This window comes from Bacillus sp. 41-22, assembly GCF_025809295.1.
Classification (GTDB): domain Bacteria; phylum Bacillota; class Bacilli; order Bacillales; family Bacillaceae_G; genus Bacillus_A; species Bacillus_A mycoides.
Map to the genome: position 1 here is coordinate 1,669,631 of NZ_CP084035.1, position 20,646 is coordinate 1,690,276.

Annotated in this window: 23 protein-coding genes; 16 read left to right on the forward strand and 7 right to left on the reverse strand. The window is 34.4% G+C overall.

Annotation, left to right across the window (positions count from 1 at the left end):
* The first annotated feature begins 12 nt into the window (after nucleotides 1-12).
* Both LCF45_RS08595 and LCF45_RS08600 read left to right on the forward strand, forming a co-directional pair.
* Nucleotides 13-1,281: an MFS transporter gene (locus tag LCF45_RS08595; protein WP_263894740.1), complete on the forward strand. Its 1,269-nt coding sequence runs from the start codon at nucleotides 13-15 to the stop codon at nucleotides 1,279-1,281.
* Nucleotides 1,282-1,390: 109 nt separating this feature from the next.
* On the forward strand, nucleotides 1,391-1,915 hold the full coding sequence (locus LCF45_RS08600) for an outer membrane protein assembly factor BamD (protein ID WP_002126658.1): 525 nt from the start codon (nucleotides 1,391-1,393) through the stop codon (nucleotides 1,913-1,915).
* A gap of 40 nt (nucleotides 1,916-1,955) precedes the next feature.
* On the opposite strand, the gene LCF45_RS08605 is transcribed toward LCF45_RS08600, so the two are convergent.
* Complete coding sequence (locus LCF45_RS08605) at nucleotides 1,956-2,849, reverse strand: LysR family transcriptional regulator (RefSeq protein ID WP_002126660.1); 894 nt, start codon at nucleotides 2,847-2,849, stop codon at nucleotides 1,956-1,958.
* A 161-nt stretch (nucleotides 2,850-3,010) separates the two neighbouring features.
* Here LCF45_RS08605 and LCF45_RS08610 point away from each other — a divergent pair, with 161 nt between their 5' ends.
* Genes LCF45_RS08610 through LCF45_RS08630 form a run of 5 tightly spaced genes read left to right on the forward strand, consistent with a single transcriptional unit; the run spans nucleotide 3,011 to nucleotide 8,802 of the window.
* Complete coding sequence (locus tag LCF45_RS08610) at nucleotides 3,011-4,003, forward strand: ABC transporter ATP-binding protein (protein ID WP_002141170.1); 993 nt, start codon at nucleotides 3,011-3,013, stop codon at nucleotides 4,001-4,003.
* Nucleotides 3,981-5,006: an ABC transporter substrate-binding protein gene (locus tag LCF45_RS08615; RefSeq protein WP_002086426.1), complete on the forward strand. Its 1,026-nt coding sequence runs from the start codon at nucleotides 3,981-3,983 to the stop codon at nucleotides 5,004-5,006. The genes LCF45_RS08610 and LCF45_RS08615 overlap by 23 nt, the downstream gene beginning before the upstream one ends.
* Nucleotides 5,007-5,018: 12 nt before the next feature.
* Entirely contained in the window at nucleotides 5,019-6,689 is a 1,671-nt protein-coding gene (locus LCF45_RS08620) for an ABC transporter permease (protein ID WP_078203045.1), read from the forward strand.
* Nucleotides 6,686-7,948, forward strand: a complete 1,263-nt coding sequence (locus LCF45_RS08625; protein ID WP_078206717.1) for an MBL fold metallo-hydrolase — start codon at nucleotides 6,686-6,688, stop codon at nucleotides 7,946-7,948. Before LCF45_RS08620 ends, LCF45_RS08625 begins: the two co-directional genes overlap by 4 nt.
* A gap of 20 nt (nucleotides 7,949-7,968) precedes the next feature.
* Entirely contained in the window at nucleotides 7,969-8,802 is an 834-nt protein-coding gene (locus LCF45_RS08630; RefSeq protein ID WP_002126669.1) for a hypothetical protein, read from the forward strand.
* Between the two features lie 53 nt (nucleotides 8,803-8,855).
* Here LCF45_RS08630 and LCF45_RS08635 read toward each other — a convergent pair whose 3' ends face one another.
* Complete coding sequence (locus tag LCF45_RS08635; RefSeq protein WP_002011948.1) at nucleotides 8,856-9,278, reverse strand: YfmQ family protein; 423 nt, start codon at nucleotides 9,276-9,278, stop codon at nucleotides 8,856-8,858.
* 131 nt (nucleotides 9,279-9,409) lie between these two features.
* On the opposite strand from LCF45_RS08635, the gene LCF45_RS08640 reads away from it, so the two are divergent.
* From LCF45_RS08640 to LCF45_RS08665, 6 genes are all read left to right on the forward strand, one after another.
* Nucleotides 9,410-9,526: a hypothetical protein gene (locus LCF45_RS08640; protein WP_002031004.1), complete on the forward strand. Its 117-nt coding sequence runs from the start codon at nucleotides 9,410-9,412 to the stop codon at nucleotides 9,524-9,526.
* A gap of 65 nt (nucleotides 9,527-9,591) precedes the next feature.
* Nucleotides 9,592-9,753: a hypothetical protein gene (locus tag LCF45_RS08645; RefSeq protein ID WP_000109008.1), complete on the forward strand. Its 162-nt coding sequence runs from the start codon at nucleotides 9,592-9,594 to the stop codon at nucleotides 9,751-9,753.
* A 161-nt stretch (nucleotides 9,754-9,914) separates the two neighbouring features.
* Complete coding sequence (locus tag LCF45_RS08650) at nucleotides 9,915-10,550, forward strand: cupin domain-containing protein (protein ID WP_002086416.1); 636 nt, start codon at nucleotides 9,915-9,917, stop codon at nucleotides 10,548-10,550.
* 100 nt (nucleotides 10,551-10,650) lie between these two features.
* Complete coding sequence (locus LCF45_RS08655; protein ID WP_078203047.1) at nucleotides 10,651-11,742, forward strand: serine hydrolase; 1,092 nt, start codon at nucleotides 10,651-10,653, stop codon at nucleotides 11,740-11,742.
* A gap of 123 nt (nucleotides 11,743-11,865) precedes the next feature.
* On the forward strand, nucleotides 11,866-12,441 hold the full coding sequence (locus LCF45_RS08660) for a histidine phosphatase family protein (RefSeq protein WP_002030998.1): 576 nt from the start codon (nucleotides 11,866-11,868) through the stop codon (nucleotides 12,439-12,441).
* 89 nt (nucleotides 12,442-12,530) lie between these two features.
* Complete coding sequence (locus LCF45_RS08665) at nucleotides 12,531-12,902, forward strand: hypothetical protein (RefSeq protein WP_000461762.1); 372 nt, start codon at nucleotides 12,531-12,533, stop codon at nucleotides 12,900-12,902.
* A 39-nt stretch (nucleotides 12,903-12,941) separates the two neighbouring features.
* Here LCF45_RS08665 and LCF45_RS08670 read toward each other — a convergent pair whose 3' ends face one another.
* From LCF45_RS08670 to LCF45_RS08680, 3 genes are read right to left on the reverse strand one after another with little or no spacing between them, the layout of a single operon-like run.
* A complete protein-coding gene (locus LCF45_RS08670; RefSeq protein WP_078203049.1) occupies nucleotides 12,942-13,862 on the reverse strand; it encodes an alpha/beta fold hydrolase in 921 nt (306 codons plus the stop codon).
* Nucleotides 13,814-14,143, reverse strand: a complete 330-nt coding sequence (locus LCF45_RS08675; protein ID WP_002086410.1) for a DUF3147 family protein — start codon at nucleotides 14,141-14,143, stop codon at nucleotides 13,814-13,816. Before LCF45_RS08675 ends, LCF45_RS08670 begins: the two co-directional genes overlap by 49 nt.
* A complete protein-coding gene (locus LCF45_RS08680; protein ID WP_002030991.1) occupies nucleotides 14,127-14,537 on the reverse strand; it encodes a MarR family winged helix-turn-helix transcriptional regulator in 411 nt (136 codons plus the stop codon). The genes LCF45_RS08675 and LCF45_RS08680 overlap by 17 nt, the downstream gene beginning before the upstream one ends.
* 124 nt (nucleotides 14,538-14,661) lie before the next feature.
* On the opposite strand from LCF45_RS08680, the gene LCF45_RS08685 reads away from it, so the two are divergent.
* On the forward strand, nucleotides 14,662-15,489 hold the full coding sequence (locus LCF45_RS08685) for a PP2C family serine/threonine-protein phosphatase (RefSeq protein WP_002012083.1): 828 nt from the start codon (nucleotides 14,662-14,664) through the stop codon (nucleotides 15,487-15,489).
* A 46-nt stretch (nucleotides 15,490-15,535) separates the two neighbouring features.
* Here the strand turns inward: LCF45_RS08685 and asnB are convergent, their stop codons facing one another.
* Entirely contained in the window at nucleotides 15,536-17,359 is a 1,824-nt protein-coding gene (gene asnB, locus LCF45_RS08690; protein ID WP_263894741.1) for an asparagine synthase (glutamine-hydrolyzing), read from the reverse strand.
* Between the two features lie 268 nt (nucleotides 17,360-17,627).
* On the opposite strand from asnB, the gene LCF45_RS08695 reads away from it, so the two are divergent.
* Nucleotides 17,628-18,194 carry a sigma-70 family RNA polymerase sigma factor gene (locus LCF45_RS08695; RefSeq protein ID WP_002012086.1) on the forward strand — a complete coding sequence of 189 codons (567 nt, stop codon included), beginning with the start codon at nucleotides 17,628-17,630 and terminating at the stop codon, nucleotides 18,192-18,194.
* Complete coding sequence (locus tag LCF45_RS08700; RefSeq protein WP_002186196.1) at nucleotides 18,191-19,291, forward strand: DUF4179 domain-containing protein; 1,101 nt, start codon at nucleotides 18,191-18,193, stop codon at nucleotides 19,289-19,291. The genes LCF45_RS08695 and LCF45_RS08700 overlap by 4 nt, the downstream gene beginning before the upstream one ends.
* 40 nt (nucleotides 19,292-19,331) lie before the next feature.
* Here the strand turns inward: LCF45_RS08700 and LCF45_RS08705 are convergent, their stop codons facing one another.
* Nucleotides 19,332-20,405, reverse strand: a complete 1,074-nt coding sequence (locus LCF45_RS08705; protein WP_078203051.1) for a WD40/YVTN/BNR-like repeat-containing protein — start codon at nucleotides 20,403-20,405, stop codon at nucleotides 19,332-19,334.
* Between the last annotated feature and the right edge of the window lie 241 nt (nucleotides 20,406-20,646).

Sequence of the window (20,646 nt, forward strand, 5' to 3'; positions counted from 1 at the left end):
GAGAGTGTCATAATGGGGGATGTAAGTATAGGTCAAAATGATTGGAAAATGAAGATTGCAACGAGAAATATTATTTTAATGATGATTGGAAAAATGACGTCCTTGTTAGGGGCGGGTATTTATACGTTTGCAATGGGATTATACGTATTAAAGACAACTGGTTCAGGAATGGGGTTTGCAACTACTCTTATTTGCGGGTCAATACCAAGAATGATCTGTGGCCCAATTGCAGGTGCTGTAGCTGACCGTGTGAACCGAAGATGGCTTGTAATTGGCACTGATTTATTAAGTAGCTTAACAATGCTTATCATGTTTATTCTTGCTACTATATTTGGACCATCACTTCTGTTTATTTATGTATCAGCGGCATTATTATCAATTTGTGCAAGTTTTTATTCTGTTTCATTAACTTCGTCTATTCCTAATTTAGTAGATGAGGAGCGTATTCAAAAAGCGAGTGCTTTAAATCAGACGGCATCATCTTTATCGAATATTTTAGCGCCGATTATTGGAGGAGTTGTATTTGGTTTCTTTTCAATCAAAACATTTTTCCTGTTAAATAGTATTACATTCTTTTTAGCAGTTATTGTACAATTATTCATCGTATTTGATTTATATAAAAAAGAATTGGCCGAAAGTAAAGAGCATTTCTTGACGAGTATAAAAGAAGGTTTTTCATATGTGAAACGACAGCATGAAATATATGGTTTAATGAAAATTGCAGTAGGGGTAAACTTTTTTGCGAGTGCACTTTTCGTTTCGCTTCCATATATTATTATTAAAAATTTGCATTTATCCTCGAAGCAACTCGGTGTTGTAGAGGGAATGTTAGCAGTCGGGATGCTAATTGGTGCAATTGTTTTATCAGTACGTAAAGAAGTGAATAATCCGTTTCGCTCTGTTTATATTGGACTGTTTTTATTTGCGGGCTTGAGTTTATGCACAGTCTTTCCGTTGTTAGTTATCATTCCGAAAGTAGCAAGTTTTATTTACTATATCACTTTTATGATTTTAACCGGTATATCAATGATGGGTGTAAATATCCCGATGCAAGTACATATGCAAAAGACGACAGATCCAAACTATTTAGGACGTGTATTCGGTCTACTTGAAACAATTTCTACTGCAATCGCACCGCTTGGAATGATTGTATATGGATTATTATTAGATATGTTACCGACTAGCATTGTTATGATGACATTAGGTGGAGGATTATTGTTAGTTGTATTAGTTGGAGTAAAGCAGCATATGGCGAAAAAACAAGTGGATGTATCGGTTTAAAAGAAAATTTTAACAATATAAAAATGACCATATTAGTATTTTAGTTTTTGAAACTCCTTTTCATGTATGTTACAGTAAAGTGAGCAGGCAAAGAAAAGGAGAAAACATCATGAGAAAATTAAGTTTTGTAATGCTTTTTCTGTTAGTCGTAATGACTGGATGTAGTAATTATGACACGTATATTGAAACAGGTATGCAATCATTGAAAAATGAAAAATATAGTGATGCGATTATGTGGTTTGAAAAAGCGGAAAAAGAGAAATCAGGAAATGAAGCGAAGGCATATAAAGAAGTCGCTCAGTTACTAGATCGCGGTGCGACAGCATTAAAAGACGGTAAGTATTTAGAAACGAAAGATATTGCAAATGAAGTGTTACAAAAGAAAAAAGATGATGCACTTGAAAAAGCTGTGACATCAAATACAGAGAATATGCTTCAAAAAGCAAAAGATGTGGAAGAGAAAGTAAATGAAAGAGTAGCGAAACGAAAAAAGGTAAATGAAGAAGGAATCGATAAATTAATTAAAGCTGTTGATAGTATAGATGATGTAAAAGAAAAAGAGAAAAAAGTTTCAGAAGCATTAGATAAGGCTGAAGAGGCACAAGCAAAAATTGAGGATAAGAAAAACAAATAGAGTTATAGTTTAAAAGGCTGTCGTGTATAACGACAGCCTTTTAATTTTTTTCTGCAAAAGAAGTAATACTATGTAGTAAAAAAGAAATTATTTTAGAATTCCATCTGTCCTCATGATGAATGGTATAAATATTACGCTGAAATTCAAAATCAGGGATCGGTATATAGCATAGCTCATTTCGTTGTACTTCTTGCTCAATAGCAAGTTTTGAAATAAAGGCAACCCCATTACCATATTTTAAAATTTGTTTCATCGTTTCTAATGAATCTAGTTCAATTTCTGATTGGAATGTAATGTTATGTGCTAACGTCCATTGTGTAAGTAAATCTCTCGTTGTAGATGGGTTACGATGCAATAATATACGTTCTTTTTCGATATCTTGTAATGATACATTTGTTCTTTTAGAAAGATGATGTTCTTTGGAAAAGGCAAGAACAAGTGTATCAGGCATTACATTCATTTGTTTTAGAAGTGGTTCGTCAAATGGTGCCGCAGAAATTACCCCGAGATCAATTTCATGATTTTGTAGCATCGTTCGAATTTCAGGAGCTGTTTTTACTATGAGTGTTATTTTTATATTTGGAAATTCGCATTGAAATTGGTGAACAACTTCTGGTAAAAGATAAGTCGCGGGTACATAACTAGCACCAATTGTTATAGCGCCTTTATTAAAATCTTTAAACTCTTGTGTGACCCGCCTAGCTTCTTTCATAAGTGCATCTATTTTACAAGCATAATGATGCAATGCCTCGCCAGCTTCTGTTAAGAAATACCTTCCGGAACGTAATTCAAATAAAGGCACACCAAGTTCCTCTTCTAAGCTTTTTATGTGAAACGTAATAGTAGGTTGTTTAACGCCAAGTTTTTCTGCAACAATAGTAAGCTTTTTGTATTTCTTAATAAGCACTACAATTTCTAATTTTAAGAGATTCATGATAAGTTGGCCCCTTTTTCTTCTAACTATAGAAAAAATCTATAGAAATAAATAGTTTATTAGAGATTTTTTAATTTAATCTTTACAGTACATTAACATTCAGTATAAAACTTCCAGATAGAATGAAAGCAGGTTAAGAATGAGGGGAGAGAGGTGAAACGATGGATATTAAAATTCATGGATTAGAAAAGGCATTTGGGAAAACACAGGCGTTAAAGCCGTTACAGATTGTAATGAAAAAAGGGGAATTCACCACACTTTTAGGACCTTCAGGATGCGGGAAAACGACTTTACTTAGAATGATTGCAGGGCTTGAGGAACCGGATAAAGGTGAAATATATTTTGGAGATAAGTGCATGTATTCTTCTGCTAAAAAGATAAAAACATCTCCTCATGAGCGGAATATCGGCATGGTATTTCAAGATTTTGCTTTATGGCCGCATATGACTGTATTTGAAAATGTTGCATTTGGTTTAAGGGCTACAAAGCAAACGAATCACTTAAGAGAAAAGGTAGAAGATGCGATAAAGCGAGTTCGTTTGCAAGGTATGGAGAAAAGATATCCGCATGAACTCTCAGGTGGACAGCAGCAACGTGTCGCATTTGCTAGAGCAATTGTAACGAAACCTCATTTTATTTTGTTCGATGAACCGTTAAGTGCACTCGATGCAATTTTGCGAGAAGAAATGCGATTAGAACTTATGGACATCGTTCATTCAATTGGTTTAACGGCATTGTATGTAACACATGATCAAACAGAAGCTATGTCAATGTCAGACCAAATTATTGTCATGAAGCAGGGTGAAGTATTACAAAAAGGAACACCAGAAGACATTTATGTGAAACCGTCTCATGAATTTGTTGCAAAATTTGTTGGTAAGGCAAATTGGCTTGTAGAGGGGAAAAAAATGATTCGTCCAGAGCATGTGAGCTGGACAAAAAATGACTTGTGCGAAATGTATACAGGTGAAGTTCAGCACGTTACATATGTAGGAGAACGTTATGAAGTAAAAGTAAATATGGGGACACTCGGTGTATGGACAGCTTATCACAATAGTAAGCTAAGCGTTGGTAAACCGGTATCGTTATATGTACCAAAAAAATGTATTCATCATATAGGGGGAGAATCGTATGAAGAAATTCAGTTCGCTTAAGTCTTTATTTGTATGTACTTTACTATTTTCTGCTGTAGTAACAGGTTGTAGCTCAAAGACAGGCAGTGTAGATGCAAAAAATAAAAACGCTAATGAAAAGAAAATCGTTGTATATAGTGCAGGACCAAAAGGATTAGCAGAAAAAATTCAAAAGGACTTTGAAAAGAAAACAGGGATAAAAGTAGAAATGTTTCAAGGAACAACAGGTAAGATTTTAGCAAGAATGGAGGCTGAAAAGAAAAATCCAGTCGTTGACGTTGTCGTACTTGCTTCTTTACCAGCGATGGAAGGATTAAAAAAAGATGGGCAAACGTTAGCTTATAAAGAAGCAAAACAAGCTGATAAGCTTCGTTCTGAATGGTCGGATGATAAAGGACATTATTTTGGATATAGTGCTTCAGCATTAGGAATTGTGTATAACACAAAAAATGTGAAGACAGCACCTGAAGATTGGAGCGATATAACGAAAGGAGAATGGAAAGGGAAAGTGAATCTTCCAGATCCAGCACTTTCAGGTTCAGCTTTAGACTTTGTAACAGGATATGTGAAAAAGAATGGACAAGATGGATGGAATTTATTTGAACAGCTTAAGAAAAATGAAGTTACAGTAGCTGGGGCAAACCAAGAAGCGTTAGACCCAGTTGTAACAGGAGCGAAAGATATGGTAATCGCGGGTGTTGACTATATGACGTACAGTGCAAAAGCAAAGGGTGAACCGGTTGATATCGTATATCCAAAAAGCGGAACAGTCATTAGTCCACGTGCAGCAGGCATTATGAAGGATAGTAAAAATGTAGAAGGTGCAAAAGAGTTTATTGATTATTTATTATCAGATGATGTGCAAAAACAAGTTTCTAAAGCGTATTTGTTGCCAGGTAGAAAAGATATAAAAGCTGAAAATAGACCGAATGTAGAAGAGATTCCAGTATTAAATATTGATTGGAAAACAGTTGAGAAAGAACAAGATGAAATAGCAAAACAATTTAAGAAAGTATTTCAATAAGATGGTGATTACATGGTAAATCGATTCGTAACAGTAAGACAAGTTGGAATGACAGTAGCGTTGTTACTTGTGGCGATGTTAATCGTCATTCCGATTTTCCTCATTTTATTTTCTAGTGTATATGAAAATAGCAGTTGGAATTTTTTAAAGCCTTTTGAAGTCATGCAGAGTGGTGGATTAGCTGGAATTTTTCTAAATTCGATGCTTCTAGGTGTACTCGTTGTAATAGGAGCTACAATATTTGCGTTTCCATTGGCGTTCATTATGAGCAAAACAGATGTAGGAAAGTATAGTAAGTTAGATATTGTTTTTATGATCCCATTTATGACCCCGCCCTATATCGGATCGATGGGCTGGATTTTGTTCATGCAACCTAACGGTTATTTTGAACAATTTTTTCCGGCTTTAAAGCCGATTTCATCATCGTTTTTTAGTTTAGGCGGTATGGTTTTAATTATGAGTCTGCATTTATTCCCATTCCTTTACTTCATGTTGAAAAACACGTTACTTCAGATTGGGAGTAGTAAAGAAGAAGCTGCAGCAGTTCATGGTGGAAGTTTTTTCTATCGTTTAAGAAAAATAATACTACCGTTATTGTTATCAAGTTATGTAATGGGCGCTTTACTCATTTTCGTAAAGACGATTGCTGAATTTGGAACACCAGCTACATTCGGACGTAGAATAGGATTCCATGTGTTAACATCTGAGATTCATAAATTTATCTCTAGTTGGCCGATTGATTTTGGCAGTGCCACAGCATTATCTTCTTTATTACTTAGTGCGTGTATGCTCATTTGGTATATGCAAAATGTATTGAATCGAAAGTATACATATGCAATGGTTAGTGGAAAAGGTGTGAAATCTAAAAGGTATACTTTGTCTATATTTGCGCGCGTTATAGCATGGGTTTATGTAATGGGCTTACTAATAGTAGCAATTGGAATCCCATACTTTTCTATACTTATTGCTTCTTTGTCGAAGTTAAGAGGCGGTGGCTTACATTTTAATAACTTTACAACAAGCCATTATGAAGCATTATTTACAATTGGTTCTCCGGGATTAGAAGCTTTATGGAACAGTTTTCTTTTTTCACTCGTAACGGCGATTGTTGCTGTAATTATTGGCGTATTTTTGGCGCTTATGATTCGAAAGGGGAAAAAGTCCTCTGAAAAATGGCTTGATATGTGCGGCATGTTACCGAATATGGTACCAGGAATAGTGATGGTTGTAGGGCTTATTTTATTTTGGAATTCACCCTATATGCCTATGTCAATTTACAATACACCAGTCATGGTTATCGTAACGTATGTTGTTCTCTTTTTACCTTATACGGTGCAGTATGTAAAAGCATCGCTCGGACAAATTGATGATTCTCTTGTACAGGCAGGAAGTATTTTTTCCGGGAATTATATTTATATTTTTAGAAAAATAATATTGCCGCTTATTATTCCAGGAATTCTTGCTGGATGGGCGATGACATTTACGATTTCGATAAGAGAGTTAGTAGCATCGCTTCTCGTACTACCTCCATCAGTAGAAACGTCAGCAACGTTTATTTTTGCTCAATTTGAACAAGGAGAAGTATCTATAGGAATGGCAATGGCTGTTGTTTCTGTTGGGCTTACAACAATGTGCTTATTACTTCTGCAACATATGGAGCAAAAACGAAAAGGGGTAGCATGATGAGGATGGAAGTATGGGGAGGAGCGGGAGAATACGGTCGTTCCTGCTATTTTGTAAAAAATAAAGAGACAAAAATAGTATTTGATTGTGGTATTAATCGATCATATGAGGATAGTTATCCCAAAATAGAAAGAGAAGTTGTTCCGTTTTTGGATGCAGTATTTTTATCACATATTCATGAAGACCATACGATGGGTTTACCTTTATTGACGAAGTATGGATATAAGAAAAAAATTTGGACGACTCGTTATACGAAGGAGCAACTTCCAGCTTATTTTGAAAAATGGGGAAACTACAATCTTTCAAAAGGGTGGAATTTACCTTATAACGATCAAAATATTAAAGATTTAAATTATGTATGTATTGATGAGATTAGTAATCCAAATGAATGGATACAGATTACACCGACGTTGAGGTTTCAATGGGGGTATAGTGGGCATGTATTAGGAGCTGTTTGGTTTTTAGTGGATATGTGTAATACATACGTATTTTATTCTGGTGATTATTCAGCAGAATCTAATATACTACGAGCTAATTTACCTGAAAATTTGCGAAGCGATATAAAAATTGCAATTGTAGATGCCGCTTATCACACTGATGATGTTTCACAAAAGGAACGAGTAGACGAATTATGTGCAGAAATTGAACGAGTTGCTCAAAATAAAGGAACAGTATTACTACCACTGCCCTCACTTGGTAGGGCGCAAGATATAGTATTTTATTTATATGAACGATATAAAGAACTTCCAATTATAGTAGATAAAGAAATTTTGGCTGGATTTGAAGAGATGTTCATATATAAAGATTGGTTAAAAAATAAAGAAAAACTTGAACGGGTTGTGGAGGTTTTAAAAAGAAACATAATAGTTATGGATAATGACATTTGTATGCAAAATAGTTACGGAATAGTTGTAATGAGTGATGCGAATATGCAAACGAAACGAGCACAGTTGTATTATGAACAATTTCGGCATGAAGAACGAAATTCGATTATCTTTACTGGACATATTGCTAAAGGAAGTTTTGCAGAAAAAGTTTTGAAGGAACGTGTAGGTAAAGAATGTAGGGTGAAGCGAGTTCCATATAAAGTTCATCAAAGTATAAGTGACGTTAAGGAAATGTTAAATACACTATTACCAGAACATACGGTGTTAGTACATGCTTTGAAAGAGGATACGGATCGATTACAACAAAAGCTAAGCACAGCAGGATATGAAAATGTGTATTCACTTGCAATGGAATGTGTAGAAGTCATATAAAATGTAAAGGAGATTGGTATATGAAAAAAGTATTTGTATTCGTAAGTATTTTCTTTTGTTGTTTCCTTTATAACGTTAAGGAAGGTTTTGCTGCTAGTTCAATGAAACCTAGCTTTGAAGTGAAGTTATTATTAAAGCCAGAACAAGTATTAGGTTATAACAAAGAGATGAAGCAAGAGGTACTAGAATATTTTCAGGCTGGTACAAATTATGAAAGAATACAGGTGCAATTTTTAGATACGGCAAATAAAAATTTAAGTAATGAAGGTTGGTTTGCGAGAATTCGAAAGAAAGAATTTAGTAAAGATTTTGAGCTAACATATAAAAAAAGATATCCTACTCAAAATGGTGTAATTCAAGAAGCACTAGAAGTGGCTAAAAAGGATGGATTTGATAGTAAAACTGATAATTATGAGGCGGAAATAGATTGGGGATTTGAGAAGAAAACGTTAAGTATTTCAAATAAGAAAAGTTACAGTGCTAAAGGATATGGAGTACTTGATTTACCAAACGAACGAGTTGCTCAAAACATGTTAATAGAAAAGTTGCCAGGGAAAATGAACAAATGGTTGTATACGAATTGGGGAGAAGAAATGCTCAAGAATTCTCGTATTTATGGTCCTGTATTAATGAAACGGTATACAGGTGAATTTGAAAATATAAAAACGAATATTGAAATTTGGCCATTAAGTAATACCGGGAAGATAGAAGATGACTTCGTAATAGAAGTGTCGTTTAAAACAAATGAGGAAAGTATCGCGACAAAACAAAGAGAATTATTAATGGCGAGTATAGAGAAAAAAGGATGGTTGTTACCGAAAGATAGTTTGAAGACAGAGCTTATTTTTCAGTAAATAGGAAAGAAGGAATCTATGTGCCATGGATTCCTTCTTCTAATATATGAGCATTAAGCTAAATCAGCTGACACGAACATATCATTATTTTGAAGGTTTTTAGAGCGTAAACTATAAGCAACTACCTTCTTTTTATGTTGTTTTACTACATCAACATGCTCTTCATGACTATAAATATAAAATGTAAAATCTTTTTTGCCACGTTTTGCATTGATAATTAAAGGAGTGCCTTCATTGTGTGGTGGTGCATAATAGCGATCTAAAAATAATCCTTCGTTAAAATCATGAATAATTTTGGATTTCTTTTCGCCTTCTAAGTTATTTCCATTGATTGTAACAGTCACATTCTCTTCTTCAAGTTGTGGATGTGTTTCGTACTTGCTAATAATGGATTCAATAGCAGAGTTAGGAAGGCTAGAAACAATAATTTTAAATGCTCCAAATACAACTAACATTACAATAAACCAAGTCGTCATAGTATTTCATCCCCTTTATCCCACAGTAACGGTCCGTAAAATCCTGGTTGGTGCGGGCTAATAATCAGTGTGGGATAGATACCCCGTACTGACTAAAATTTCACTTTATCCTATTTAACAATATAACTCATGTGGCAATAGTACATATGGTGAAGTTTTGTATAATTTGTGAAAAATATTCCATTTTTATGAACGAAATATTAGAAAAATCAATTTTGTTACAAAAAGTTGAAATCGAAGTATTTTAAAAGAAAAAGGTTTATAATAAAAATATAACTAATAACAACATTACTAATTATAAGGAAGTGTAACTATGAGTACTGTAACAATCGTATATGGTATTATTCTTTCTACAATTATTGTTTTATTTATTGTCGGGGTATCGCGTTATATTCATAAGTGGAAAGAAGGAGTTGCGAAATTAAATCACATTGAAGAAGAACTTAGTGATTTAATGTTACATCATGGTAAGTAAAAAGTTTATTTTTTAACTAAATAATGTGAAAAAAATCACAAAACATGCTCTCATCATGAAGGCATGTTTTTTTGTTATGTTGTTAATAGGCACATTTATAAAATTTCCCCATACGATACAGTGTAAAATCAGAAATGTTCGGAGCGGGAAAGAGGGATTGAATGAGTAATTCAGGTTATGTTACAGATAATAAAAATTTAAAGAAAAGCTCAGGAACGCCAAATCTTTTCTTTGATTCGAGAAAAAATGTCTTTTTTAAAAGAGATGAGAAAAACGTTGCATATGAAGTTACCTCAACGCAGTTACCTGCGATGATAGGAGGGGCGTTTGTTGATTTGTTTATGACAAAAGGGCATATGCGGGAACCACATTGGCATCCGAATGCGTGGGAATTAGATGTTGTTGTATCAGGAGAAGCAGTTACATCCATTTTAAATCCCGAAACGAATCAATTGCAAAATTATCATGTGAAAGCGGGGCAAACTGTCTTTATTCCAATGGGATGGTGGCATTGGATTACAGCGGTAACAGAAGAAGTACAATTACATTTGTTCTTTAATAACGATCAGTTTGAAACAGCAGAGGGATCAGACATACTTAGATTAACACCGCCAGAAGTATTTCAAGCTGCATACGGTGTAAGTGCAGAAAAATTAGGAAAGGACCTTTCGCCAATTAAGGAGTCAGTTGTAATTGGTCCTCCTAACTCAAATCGACTAAATAGAGTTAAAGAAAGTGACGACTCAAATATAGTTGTTACGTTAAATGGACAAATAACATCATGTGAAATAGAGTAACTCTTTCTTTTTTTAGGAAGAGTTACTCTTTTTTGTATAATTTTGTATTTTTATTCGTTATAATTATTATATAGAAGGGAATTTATAGAGGGGGCATATTGTGAACATATTAAAGATTATAGGAATTGTTGCAGGAGTCATTATAGTAGCCGTTATAGCTTTCTTTTTTATTATGAAGTACTATTTGTCAAAAGAAGATCCTGATTACGTATTAAAGTACATAAAAGAACATAAAGATGATGAAACGTGTTCATTACTAATTAGAAAAAATGGGGAAGTATTAACATCTATAAATGAAAATGTAAAATTGCCATTAGCGAGTACGGCAAAAATCGTCATAGCAGTTGAATTTGCTAAGCAAGTGTCAGAAGGAAAAATAAGTCGAGATGAACAAATTTCATTGCAGGATTTAGAAAAATATTATGTTAAAAATACTGATGGTGGAGCGCATCCTGACTGGTTAGAAGATTCAAAAGTGAGAGAGTTAGTGCAAAATGGACAGATTGCTTTAGAAGAAGTAGCTAAAGGGATGATTCATTATAGTTCTAATGCGAATACAACATATTTGTTAGATAAGCTTGGAATAGAAAGAGTAAATGATAGTTTAAAAGAGTTAGAACTTACTAGTCATGACAAGTTCTCTTCGTATACTGCTTCACTATATATGAGAGGGTATGTAGAAAAAGAGCTTAATGAGCCAGAAAATCAATCGTTAGAAATGATACGTAACATGTCTAATGATGAATATAATAAACACGTGTTACAAATACATGAATGGATGAAAGATGAAAGTGAATGGAAGAAACGTGATATACCATTAAAAATAGATATGGAATTCCAGCGTATTTGGTCAGATCGATTAGTGAGTGCAAAGGCTAAAGATTATTTGAGTTTAATGGAAAAGATAAATAGTAGAAATTATTTTCCAAAATCAATGCAAGATGAAATTGATAATGTTTTTAAAGGAACAGTTGAAAATAGTAAGTTGGAATATGCTGGTCAAAAAGGTGGTTCTACCGCATTCGTATTGACAAAAAGTTTGTATACTACAGATAAGAAAGGGAATAAGGTAGAAGTTGTAATTATGTTTAACGATATAGAAGATCAAGTTGCATATCAAAAGCTGAGAAATAATATAGATTATTTTATTCAAGATGCTATAACAGATGAAGAATTCAGAAGAAAGTTATAACGGAATAATTTTATTATGTAAACAAAAGAGCGCTTTTTAAAAGGCGCTCTTTTCTATTCATGATACAGGATTTCCTATTTACTGCATGGAATATAGATTGAAACTAAGAAAGGAAGTTGAATAATGACTACAGTATATTTCGTTCGCCACGCTCACTCTACATATACAAAGGAAGAAAGGGAACGTCCCTTATCTGAAGAAGGAGAGATTGATGCAGGTAATGTAACAAGTTTGTTAAAGGATAAAAACATTGATGTTGTTATTTCTAGCCCGTATAAAAGGGCGATTCAAACCGTGCAAGGAATTGCGAATACATATAATTTATCAATACAACTGGAAGAAGATTTACGGGAAAGGTTATTAAGTAAAGAGCCAGTAACAGATTTTAATGATGCTATTCAGAAGGTATGGGAAGACTGGACTTTTGCATACGAAGGCGGAGAATCAAATGATGTAGCGCAAAGACGCGCTGTAATATGCATGCAAAGTATATTAAAAAAATATAAAGGTAAGAATATTGTAATAGGTACTCATGGGAATATTATGGTATTACTAATGAATTATTTTGATTCGAAATATGGTTTTCAGTTTTGGAAAACCCTTCATATGCCAGATGTGTATAAATTAACTTTTGATAATAATTGTTTCAGTTCTGCTGAAAGAATACAGTCTACAGATTATCAGATAAATAATTTGTAAAAGTTTATCAAAAAAAGAGGAAAGGGAGAAGGTATTGTAGAAGTATGACTTTGTAACATAAAAAATATTGGTTAAAGGAGGCTGTTTACATGTTTGAGAAAGAGAAAGAAGGGCTTATTGAAGTTCACAACGTATATGAAATCGCACCAGCAGATGGAGCAATTATAGGCATGGCAACGGAAGAAGAAATGGAGATTGCTGCTGAACTAGAGTTACAGTACTATGCCCATTCTCGTTTATTAGAAGCAAATATTCAGTTAGACGGTTCCTCCTATAAAGAGTTACTTCAGGAGTTCCAGGAGTACGAAAGAAAATCAATGAACTTTTGGAGAGCAATACATAAACGTTTAGCTGTGCCATGGGCATGGGTACTACGTATTGATGTTGCGAACGGTCCTATATATGTAAGCAATGGGAGTTCGTATTATGAAGAAGTCGATGATGAAGAAGACTATGAATAGATAAGTAAGGAAGCAGCTTTAGTTGCTTCCTTTTTTTATTTACAATAAGTGAATGGCTTCAATGATAGTATCTGGACGATCGTTTTCTATCCCGTGACTAGCATGTTCAGCCAAAATGTATTGGCTGTTTATTGAGAGATTTAATTGTTCACGAATAAGTTCTTGCCACATATCTTCAAGTTGTGTAGCTTCTTCTTTTGGCATACCGCCCTCAATTAATTGAGCAATAGAATATTGAGGATCTCTACCGATAACAATTAATGGTATTTCTAATGTTTTATGTTGTTTTTTTATTGAGCGAGCACAATTTTTCCACTCGGACAGTTCAGAAGCTGTCGCTTTATATAATGAAGGAGAGGTAGAAAATTTGATATGCTGTTTTGTTGTATTGACGAGCATAGATTTTAGTTCATTATAAAGTGCGTCTGCATCCATGTTGGAGTAAGTATAATATTTTTGTAGCCACATATCATCAGAATCAGTTTGATCAGAAACTGGTAAATGAAGCTCATCTAATCGGTGTAAGTTCATGGAAGTAGAATCAACTAAAAGAAGTGCTTGCAGCCTATCTTCATGTAACATTGCAAAATGTTGTGCACATAACCCTCCATAGGAATGGCCGATTAGAATGATTGGCTTGTGAATATGGAGTTTGTTTAGTAACATATGTAGTTCCTTTGTAACTTGCCTTGCTGTACGTGGAGTATTTCCTAGCTCACTTTTTCCGTAACCTGGGCGATGGTATGAAACAACTGTAAAGTGTTGTGAAAGCTCTTCTATAATAGGGAGCCAATCATAAAATGAGCAAGTCATTCCTGTTTGAATGACTACAGTTTGTTTACTGTTACCTCTTATATATACTTCTACAGTTTGTCCAAATATCTCTATTGATCTATTAATAGTAATTCCCCCTAAGCTTGAAATACTTTTTGGCAAGTAAAGACGATACACCAGGCACATATGCCGAAGAGTATAGATGTACTAAGTGAAAAGGAGTTCTTTAAACCGATATAAACAATAAATAATAGTAGTGCGGATGCAGGAAATCCATATAATACGCCTAAAGCGAATTGACTTAATTCTTGTTTACTCCCACCTTCGAAAGAAATCCAAAATAGGCTTAGTAAACTAACGAGTGGAAGGGCAGCGATAAAGCCGCCTATCGTACTATAATGTTTAGCGACTTCAGTAATAACGCCGATAATAAGTGCCGAAACGATTACTTTAACGAGGAAATGCATATTTTGCCTCCTTCGCTAATAACGAAAAGGCTTTTTCAATTAATTGTTGTTCTTCTTTTGATAACTGTGATTCTAATATTTTTATCTTTTCTTTATCTAGTAAAGTATGCTTTTCTAATACTTCAATGCCTTCTTTCGTTAAAGTAAGGTTTACAACCCTTTCATCGTGTTTGTTTCTTTCTTTTATAATAAATCCTTTTTGAATAAGGCGCTTTACGTGTTCAGATGCTGTGTTATGAGAGAGACTAAGCTCAGTAGCAACTTTTCCAATTGTTATATCTTTCTCACGAGAAACGATTTGTAAAATACGAATAGCTTGGTGAGAAAGGTTGTCTTCATATTCATACCGTAAGTGATAATAAATACTTTCCCAATGTTGATTAATGTCTTTCATAATGATAAATCCTCCTATTTTTATATCGTATAGTAAGATATATTCGTTGATTAAGAAGTAAAATCCTTTTATTTTCATTAAAAATGTTGAAAAAGTTTATTTTTATTGAAATATAAGGTAATCTATGTGTAAAGGTATACATTTAGCAAGAGAGAGGATGATAGCTGTGAATACATTTAAATGGATTAGTCATGAAAAGATGTATGTAGATCAAATACATGTTGAAAAATGTGGTCCTCTTTCAGTCGGCGTATATGGAGGAAATCAAGAGAGTGATGCATATGAAAGAGGAGATGCAGTGCTAGCTTGGTGGGATCCGAAATTAGAATTTGAATTTGTTATGATTTTTGATACACATCATAAAACGAAAAATATACATTATATAATAGAAGCGATTTCAGAAAGAGAAGAAAAACTAAAAGAGTTATTTTCATACCCAATCCATTTAGCATTTCATCATACACATATGTATTTATTAGCGTTATTTACAGATGAGCTCTTTATCGAGAAATGTGACCAAGATGATGAGGAACTTGCATGTTTAATTTGTTTACGAAAAGGCGAGTTCTTATATTGGCTATCAGTTGGTGATTGCTTTGCGTATTTATTCCATTCAGAGCAAACGAAAAATGGAAAAGGTAGGCTAAATAAGCGTAAGAACTATGAGTATATAGGAAGAAAAAATGTTTTTGCAGCGAATACACCTTGTTTTACATCAGGGGTAAGGGGATTAGAAAAAGGTCAGAATCACATTGTAATGGCAACGGATGGTATTTTAGAGTGTGATAAACTAAAGTTTGATGATGATCAATCTTTAGTAGAAATATTACACGACGGATCTTGTTTACAGATTGAGCCTGTATTAACAAATGTACTTCAGTGGAAAGGTAGAGATTGTGCCACTATTATTGGATGGTCCATCGATACTGAAAATAGACAATGTGCCAATTAATAAATGAAAGAGAGTTCAAGGGTTTTTGTCCTTGAACTCTTTTTTGTTAAGCAATATGAATATGATACGTTTTTAACCATTCATTTACTTGTAGCATATACTCCATAGCACTTCTTGCTTCAAAATTGGTAATCTCTTTGTTACTTTGATCAGCAATTGCAAGTAATATGGAATGGTTAATGAGTGAGAAAACAGGATTATTTTTATTGCTGCACATATCAAGCGTTAAATTGCGGATTGTTTGTAAATAGTGTGGATCCTGTGAAGTAGGGTAAGCGCTTTTTCTTCTATTTCGCACATCATCAGGTAAAGCCGGTTTCAGCGCTCTACGTAAAATTCCCTTTTCGATATTATCAATACTTTTAATATTGAAAGGAACGTTCCATAAATATTCAACTAATCTATAATCACAAAACGGTACACGAACTTCAAATCCGACAGCCATACTCATACGGTCTTTACGGTCGAGTAAGAACGGAAGGAATCGTGTTAAAAATAAATAAAACATTTGACGCTGTTTCGCTTCTTTTTTGTTTTCGCCTTCAAGAGTAGGTACTTCAAGAGCAGCCTCATGGAATCGTTTATTAATATAATGCTCAGGATTACATTGATTTGTTACTTCGCTTAATAATAGAGAAGATGTGTTTTTCCAGTTTGTTAACCACGGAAACTTATCTACATATAATAGTTCTTCTTGATGAAACCAAGGATATCCCCCGAATACTTCATCAGCAGATTCTCCAGATAAAGCTACGGTTGCATCTTTTTTCATTTCGCAAAATAGTAAATAAAGTGAAGTTTCCATTTCGCCAGCACTTGGTAAATCTTTTGCATGGAGGGGAACGAATAAGTGATTTGCTAATTCTTCAGCATTCACAATAATATCATGATGCGATGTCCCTACATGTTCAGAAACACGTTTTACCCAAGGAGCGTCTAAACCAGTGCGAGCAAATGTCAGTTCGAAATCTTTCGCGCTATTTAAAAAGTCGATTGAATATGTGTGAAGTGTTTTGTGTTCCTCTCTAAATTCTTTACCTGCCAGTGCAGTAATACCACTAGAATCTAATCCGCCTGATAACATACAAACGAGGGGAACATCAGCAATTAATTGTCTTTTTACTGTATCTTGTAAAATAGATAAAATATGAGAAGATGTGTCTTGGGTAGAGTCTGTATGGATCTTACTTTCTAAATTCCAATACTTCTTAACTACTTTTTTATCACGTGTGAATGTTATAGAATGTCCAGCACGAACTTCTTGAATATGTTTAAAGACGCCACATCCTGGAGTTCGAAATAAGCCTAATCCAAATATTTCATTTATTCCATCCGCATCAATTTCAGCAGGAACAGATGGATGAGCTAATAACGCTTTTATTTCAGATCCGAAAATAATACTGTCATTTCTTTCTGTATAAAAGAGTGGCTTTACGCCTAAATGATCACGTGCTAAAAACAGTTGTTGCTTCTGATCATCCCATAAGGCGAAAGCGAAAATTCCGTTTAAATGTTGTACGCAGTCTTCTTTCCATTCTAAATAAGCATGTAGTAACACTTCTGTATCTGAATGAGTTTCAAATGCATGACCACATTTTTGAAGCTGCTCTCTCAGCTCACGAAAATTATAAATTTCTCCATTATAAGTAAGAGCATACGTATAATCACCGGCACGGAATGTTTTTGGCTGCGTCCCACCTTCTGGGTCAATAACAATTAAACGTCGGTGTGCAAAGGCCGCACGAGGAGAAAACCAAAATCCTTCAGCATCAGGACCGCGATGCTGAATACTATTCGCCATCTTTTCTAAAATAACATGTTCATTTGAAAGATCTTTCTTCCAATCTACCCAACCTGTAATTCCACACATACAAATTTCATCTCCTAATTTAAAATTATAAAAGTAGATTAATTAAATGAAATGTACACTAGGTTAAAGAGTGTCTGCATAAATAGTGTACTACACTAATTGAATTACAGACTTGAGAAAATTTTCTTCAAGCTTATATTTATATGAGACAATGGCTAAGGAAAAGTATTCCATTACATACAAAAAATAAAAAAGATGAGAGAAAAAAATTTCCAAAACGTTATATAGGGTGTAAAAGCTTTTACAAAAAAATAAGGGGAATCGCTACATGAAATCAAATGAGAAAAATTTTATAAAAAGATTACAGCGGCAGAAGGAAGATGCGCTAGAATTTGTTGTCGATACATACTTACCGCTCATAAAGGGGATAACGCACAAAGTTCTTCTTCCGGTTCAAAATGATGGACTCATAGAGGAATGTGTAAACGATATATTTCTTTCCATTTGGAATAATGCAAATAAATTTCATGGAGAGCCGAATGATTTTAAAAAATGGATTGCAGCGATTGCAAAGTTTAAGGCGATTGATTATTACCGGAAAGCGACTAGAACAGTAGAAATTATTTCAGATGAGTTTCATATTAGTACAGAAAAATCGGCAGAAGATGAATTAATCGTTATGGAAGATAGGGAAGAGTTATTGAAGCTTATTAATCAATTAGAACCGTTAGATCAAAAGGTGTTCATTATGAAATATCTTCTCGGTATGAAGACAGAGGAAATCGGTGACAAGTTAGGATTAACCAGGGCGGCGATCGATAATCGTGTGTACCGGGGAAAAAAGAAACTACAACAAAATGCTACGAATATTAGTTTTGGAGGTAGTGCAATATGAAAGACATTTATGAACTATTAAATGACATTGATATAGATGAAAAAGAACTTGAGGAAATTGAGGCTTCTGAAATTGAAAAAGAAAAAGTAAAACGTAATGTAAAACAATCGATACGTATGAAGAAAAAGATGAAAAGTTGGAAAAAGGGTGTCGCTGCTGCATCTATTTTAGTAGGATTATCAGTTGCAACGCTTGGTATCGGGTTTCCTACATATGCAGGGGGATTGCCAATTGTAGGTGACATATTCCGATTTTTAGATAATGGTAGAACAGGGTTATATGAAAATTATAAAGAGTTTTCGACTGAATTGAATATGACGAGGGAGAGTAATGGGGTTAAGGTTACAATTAATGATGTAATTTCTGATGGCAGAACATTATCTATAACGTATTCACTGGAAAGTGAGCAAGACTTAGGGGATGATCCTATTATATTAGGCGGATTGGATATAATGGACGCTCATGGTAGTTCAGGAAGTGGGAAAATGACTAAAGTTACTGAAAAAAAGTATGTAGGTATGGTAACAACGACGCACCATGATATTAATAAAAAGGACAAAGTAAACTTTAGATGGAATATAGAGGGAATAGAGATGCCAGATAGGAAAAAATCAATACAAGGTAATTGGAATTTCGCATTAACTGTAAAATCAATGGATAGTAAAGAGAGAACAATTGGTGGAAGTTCGGAAAAAGAAGGTATAAAAGCAAATATGGAAAAGGTCGCAATGTCGCCGGTTTCATTTATTCTTTATTACAATCAAGAAGTTTCTAAGGGTGCGAGGAAAGAATGGGATAGTGTAGATGTTGAATTGACGGTTAAGGATGATTTAGGGAATGATTATTCGGGTGAAGGAAATGGGGGAAGTGGCAACGATCCTTACAATATTCGATGGAGTGCTACATTCCAAAAGTTGAACGAAAATGCAACAAAGCTTATCGTTACACCTCGTGTACACTTGCGAGTTCATACACCTGAAAATTATGGTGGAGTGGAATATGTGAATGGAAAAGAGAAGAAAATTGAAGTGCCGAAAAAAGAAGCGAAGAGTAAAGATATTGTTCTAGATGATATTGTAATTGATTTAAAGAAATAAAAGAGAGACTGCCTAAAAACATTAGGCAGTCTCTTTTTCGTTAAGAATTAGTAACGAGTAACGCATGTGGATGCTGCGTTTTATATTCATCTTTCCACGGAATGTTTAGTTGTTCCCACGTTTCACCGCTATCATTGGATTGAAATACACCATTGTTATTTAAAGTGTAAAACGTATGTGGTTCTGCTTGGTTTGTCGCAAACATTGAAATGACTGTACCAATTGCAGAGGGTAGACCTTGCTGCACTTGCTCGAACGGAATATCTTTCGTTTTTCGATAAATATAAGATTCATAAGGAATACGGTGATGAGCAAGGTCGGCACTTGGTGCGGCAGAAACGAGAATTGTATCGCAATCAGCCGGATCGATAGCCATACTGTATAAATAATGATGTTCAAGTCCTTCACTGCATGAGATCCAGCTGTTTCCGCTATTATAACTTTCAAGGTATGCGCGATCAGGTCCGCCCATAAATCCGTCACCGCATGATGCATAAAGGCGATTAGGGGCTTCAGGGTGCATAAGCAGTTGATGAGCATCAATAGGAGCACCGAATTTTTTATCAATCCATGTATGCCCTCTATCATTACTTTGAATAACAGCACCAGCTTCAATTGAAACATGGATTGTATTTGGAGTGTTTGGATCAACTGTAATCCAGCGAACGTGATGGGTGAAAGGTCTAGGCGGAAAAGCCCACGTATAAGAAGATAATAATGATTTCATATTTTTAAGTTCAGTCCACGTTTCACCACCATTTTCTGAACGGAATAAAGCACTAGGTTCTGTACCTACATAAACGACGCCGTAGCCGTTAACTTGTTCATTTGAGCTTATCGTTATAGAAGTAATAGAAGAGTGTAAAATACCATCCTCTTTAGGGAAATCAAAGTAACGATATGAATCTCCAATTGGTCTCCACGAATCCCCGCCATCGTCACTTAGCCATAAACCTCGTCCAAATGTGCCGCAATAAACACGATTTGTTTGGAATGGATCAACCACAATACAGGTAGGTTGCATATTTTGTAAATGATATGTGGTTTCATAGTTACCATATTGTTCTTTTACTACAACAAGTTCACGCTCCATGCAGAGAAATAGTCGTTTCAATTTTGTAACCCCCTTAAAAATTCTTTCATTAGTAAACAATATGAAAATAAAAAAGAAGTAGTCTTGTTTTTAGTTGAGAAAAAGGACTTGTTTGAAAAGTAGCGAAGTTTGTATACAGAGGAAGCGGGATAAAGTGAAACTTTAATCAGTGGGGTATTGTTCATCTTCTACTGATTAGTAGCATTCACTATCGGGCGTTAATGGGGGATAAAGATAGGGAATGTGTTTCATACTAACATAC

What these genes read in the sequence shown, in the direction of transcription:
- LCF45_RS08600 (WP_002126658.1), top strand. Translation starts at nt 1,391, where the DNA reads ATGAGAAAATTAAGTTTTGTAATGCTTTTTCTGTTAGTCGTAATGACT.
- LCF45_RS08700 (WP_002186196.1), top strand. Translation starts at nt 18,191, where the DNA reads ATGAAAGACATTTATGAACTATTAAATGACATTGATATAGATGAAAAA.
- LCF45_RS08680 (WP_002030991.1), bottom strand. Translation starts at nt 14,537, where the DNA reads ATGAAAGACATTAATCAACATTGGGAAAGTATTTATTATCACTTACGG.
- LCF45_RS08650 (WP_002086416.1), top strand. Translation starts at nt 9,915, where the DNA reads ATGAGTAATTCAGGTTATGTTACAGATAATAAAAATTTAAAGAAAAGC.
- LCF45_RS08685 (WP_002012083.1), top strand. Translation starts at nt 14,662, where the DNA reads ATGTGTAAAGGTATACATTTAGCAAGAGAGAGGATGATAGCTGTGAAT.
- LCF45_RS08695 (WP_002012086.1), top strand. Translation starts at nt 17,628, where the DNA reads ATGAAATCAAATGAGAAAAATTTTATAAAAAGATTACAGCGGCAGAAG.
- LCF45_RS08615 (WP_002086426.1), top strand. Translation starts at nt 3,981, where the DNA reads ATGAAGAAATTCAGTTCGCTTAAGTCTTTATTTGTATGTACTTTACTA.
- LCF45_RS08605 (WP_002126660.1), bottom strand. Translation starts at nt 2,849, where the DNA reads ATGAATCTCTTAAAATTAGAAATTGTAGTGCTTATTAAGAAATACAAA.
- LCF45_RS08610 (WP_002141170.1), top strand. Translation starts at nt 3,011, where the DNA reads ATGGATATTAAAATTCATGGATTAGAAAAGGCATTTGGGAAAACACAG.
- LCF45_RS08625 (WP_078206717.1), top strand. Translation starts at nt 6,686, where the DNA reads ATGATGAGGATGGAAGTATGGGGAGGAGCGGGAGAATACGGTCGTTCC.
- LCF45_RS08635 (WP_002011948.1), bottom strand. Translation starts at nt 9,278, where the DNA reads ATGACGACTTGGTTTATTGTAATGTTAGTTGTATTTGGAGCATTTAAA.
- LCF45_RS08645 (WP_000109008.1), top strand. Translation starts at nt 9,592, where the DNA reads ATGAGTACTGTAACAATCGTATATGGTATTATTCTTTCTACAATTATT.
- LCF45_RS08620 (WP_078203045.1), top strand. Translation starts at nt 5,019, where the DNA reads ATGGTAAATCGATTCGTAACAGTAAGACAAGTTGGAATGACAGTAGCG.
- LCF45_RS08660 (WP_002030998.1), top strand. Translation starts at nt 11,866, where the DNA reads ATGACTACAGTATATTTCGTTCGCCACGCTCACTCTACATATACAAAG.
- LCF45_RS08670 (WP_078203049.1), bottom strand. Translation starts at nt 13,862, where the DNA reads ATGTGCCTGGTGTATCGTCTTTACTTGCCAAAAAGTATTTCAAGCTTA.
- LCF45_RS08675 (WP_002086410.1), bottom strand. Translation starts at nt 14,143, where the DNA reads ATGCATTTCCTCGTTAAAGTAATCGTTTCGGCACTTATTATCGGCGTT.
- LCF45_RS08630 (WP_002126669.1), top strand. Translation starts at nt 7,969, where the DNA reads ATGAAAAAAGTATTTGTATTCGTAAGTATTTTCTTTTGTTGTTTCCTT.
- LCF45_RS08665 (WP_000461762.1), top strand. Translation starts at nt 12,531, where the DNA reads ATGTTTGAGAAAGAGAAAGAAGGGCTTATTGAAGTTCACAACGTATAT.
- LCF45_RS08595 (WP_263894740.1), top strand. Translation starts at nt 13, where the DNA reads ATGGGGGATGTAAGTATAGGTCAAAATGATTGGAAAATGAAGATTGCA.
- asnB (WP_263894741.1), bottom strand. Translation starts at nt 17,359, where the DNA reads ATGTGTGGAATTACAGGTTGGGTAGATTGGAAGAAAGATCTTTCAAAT.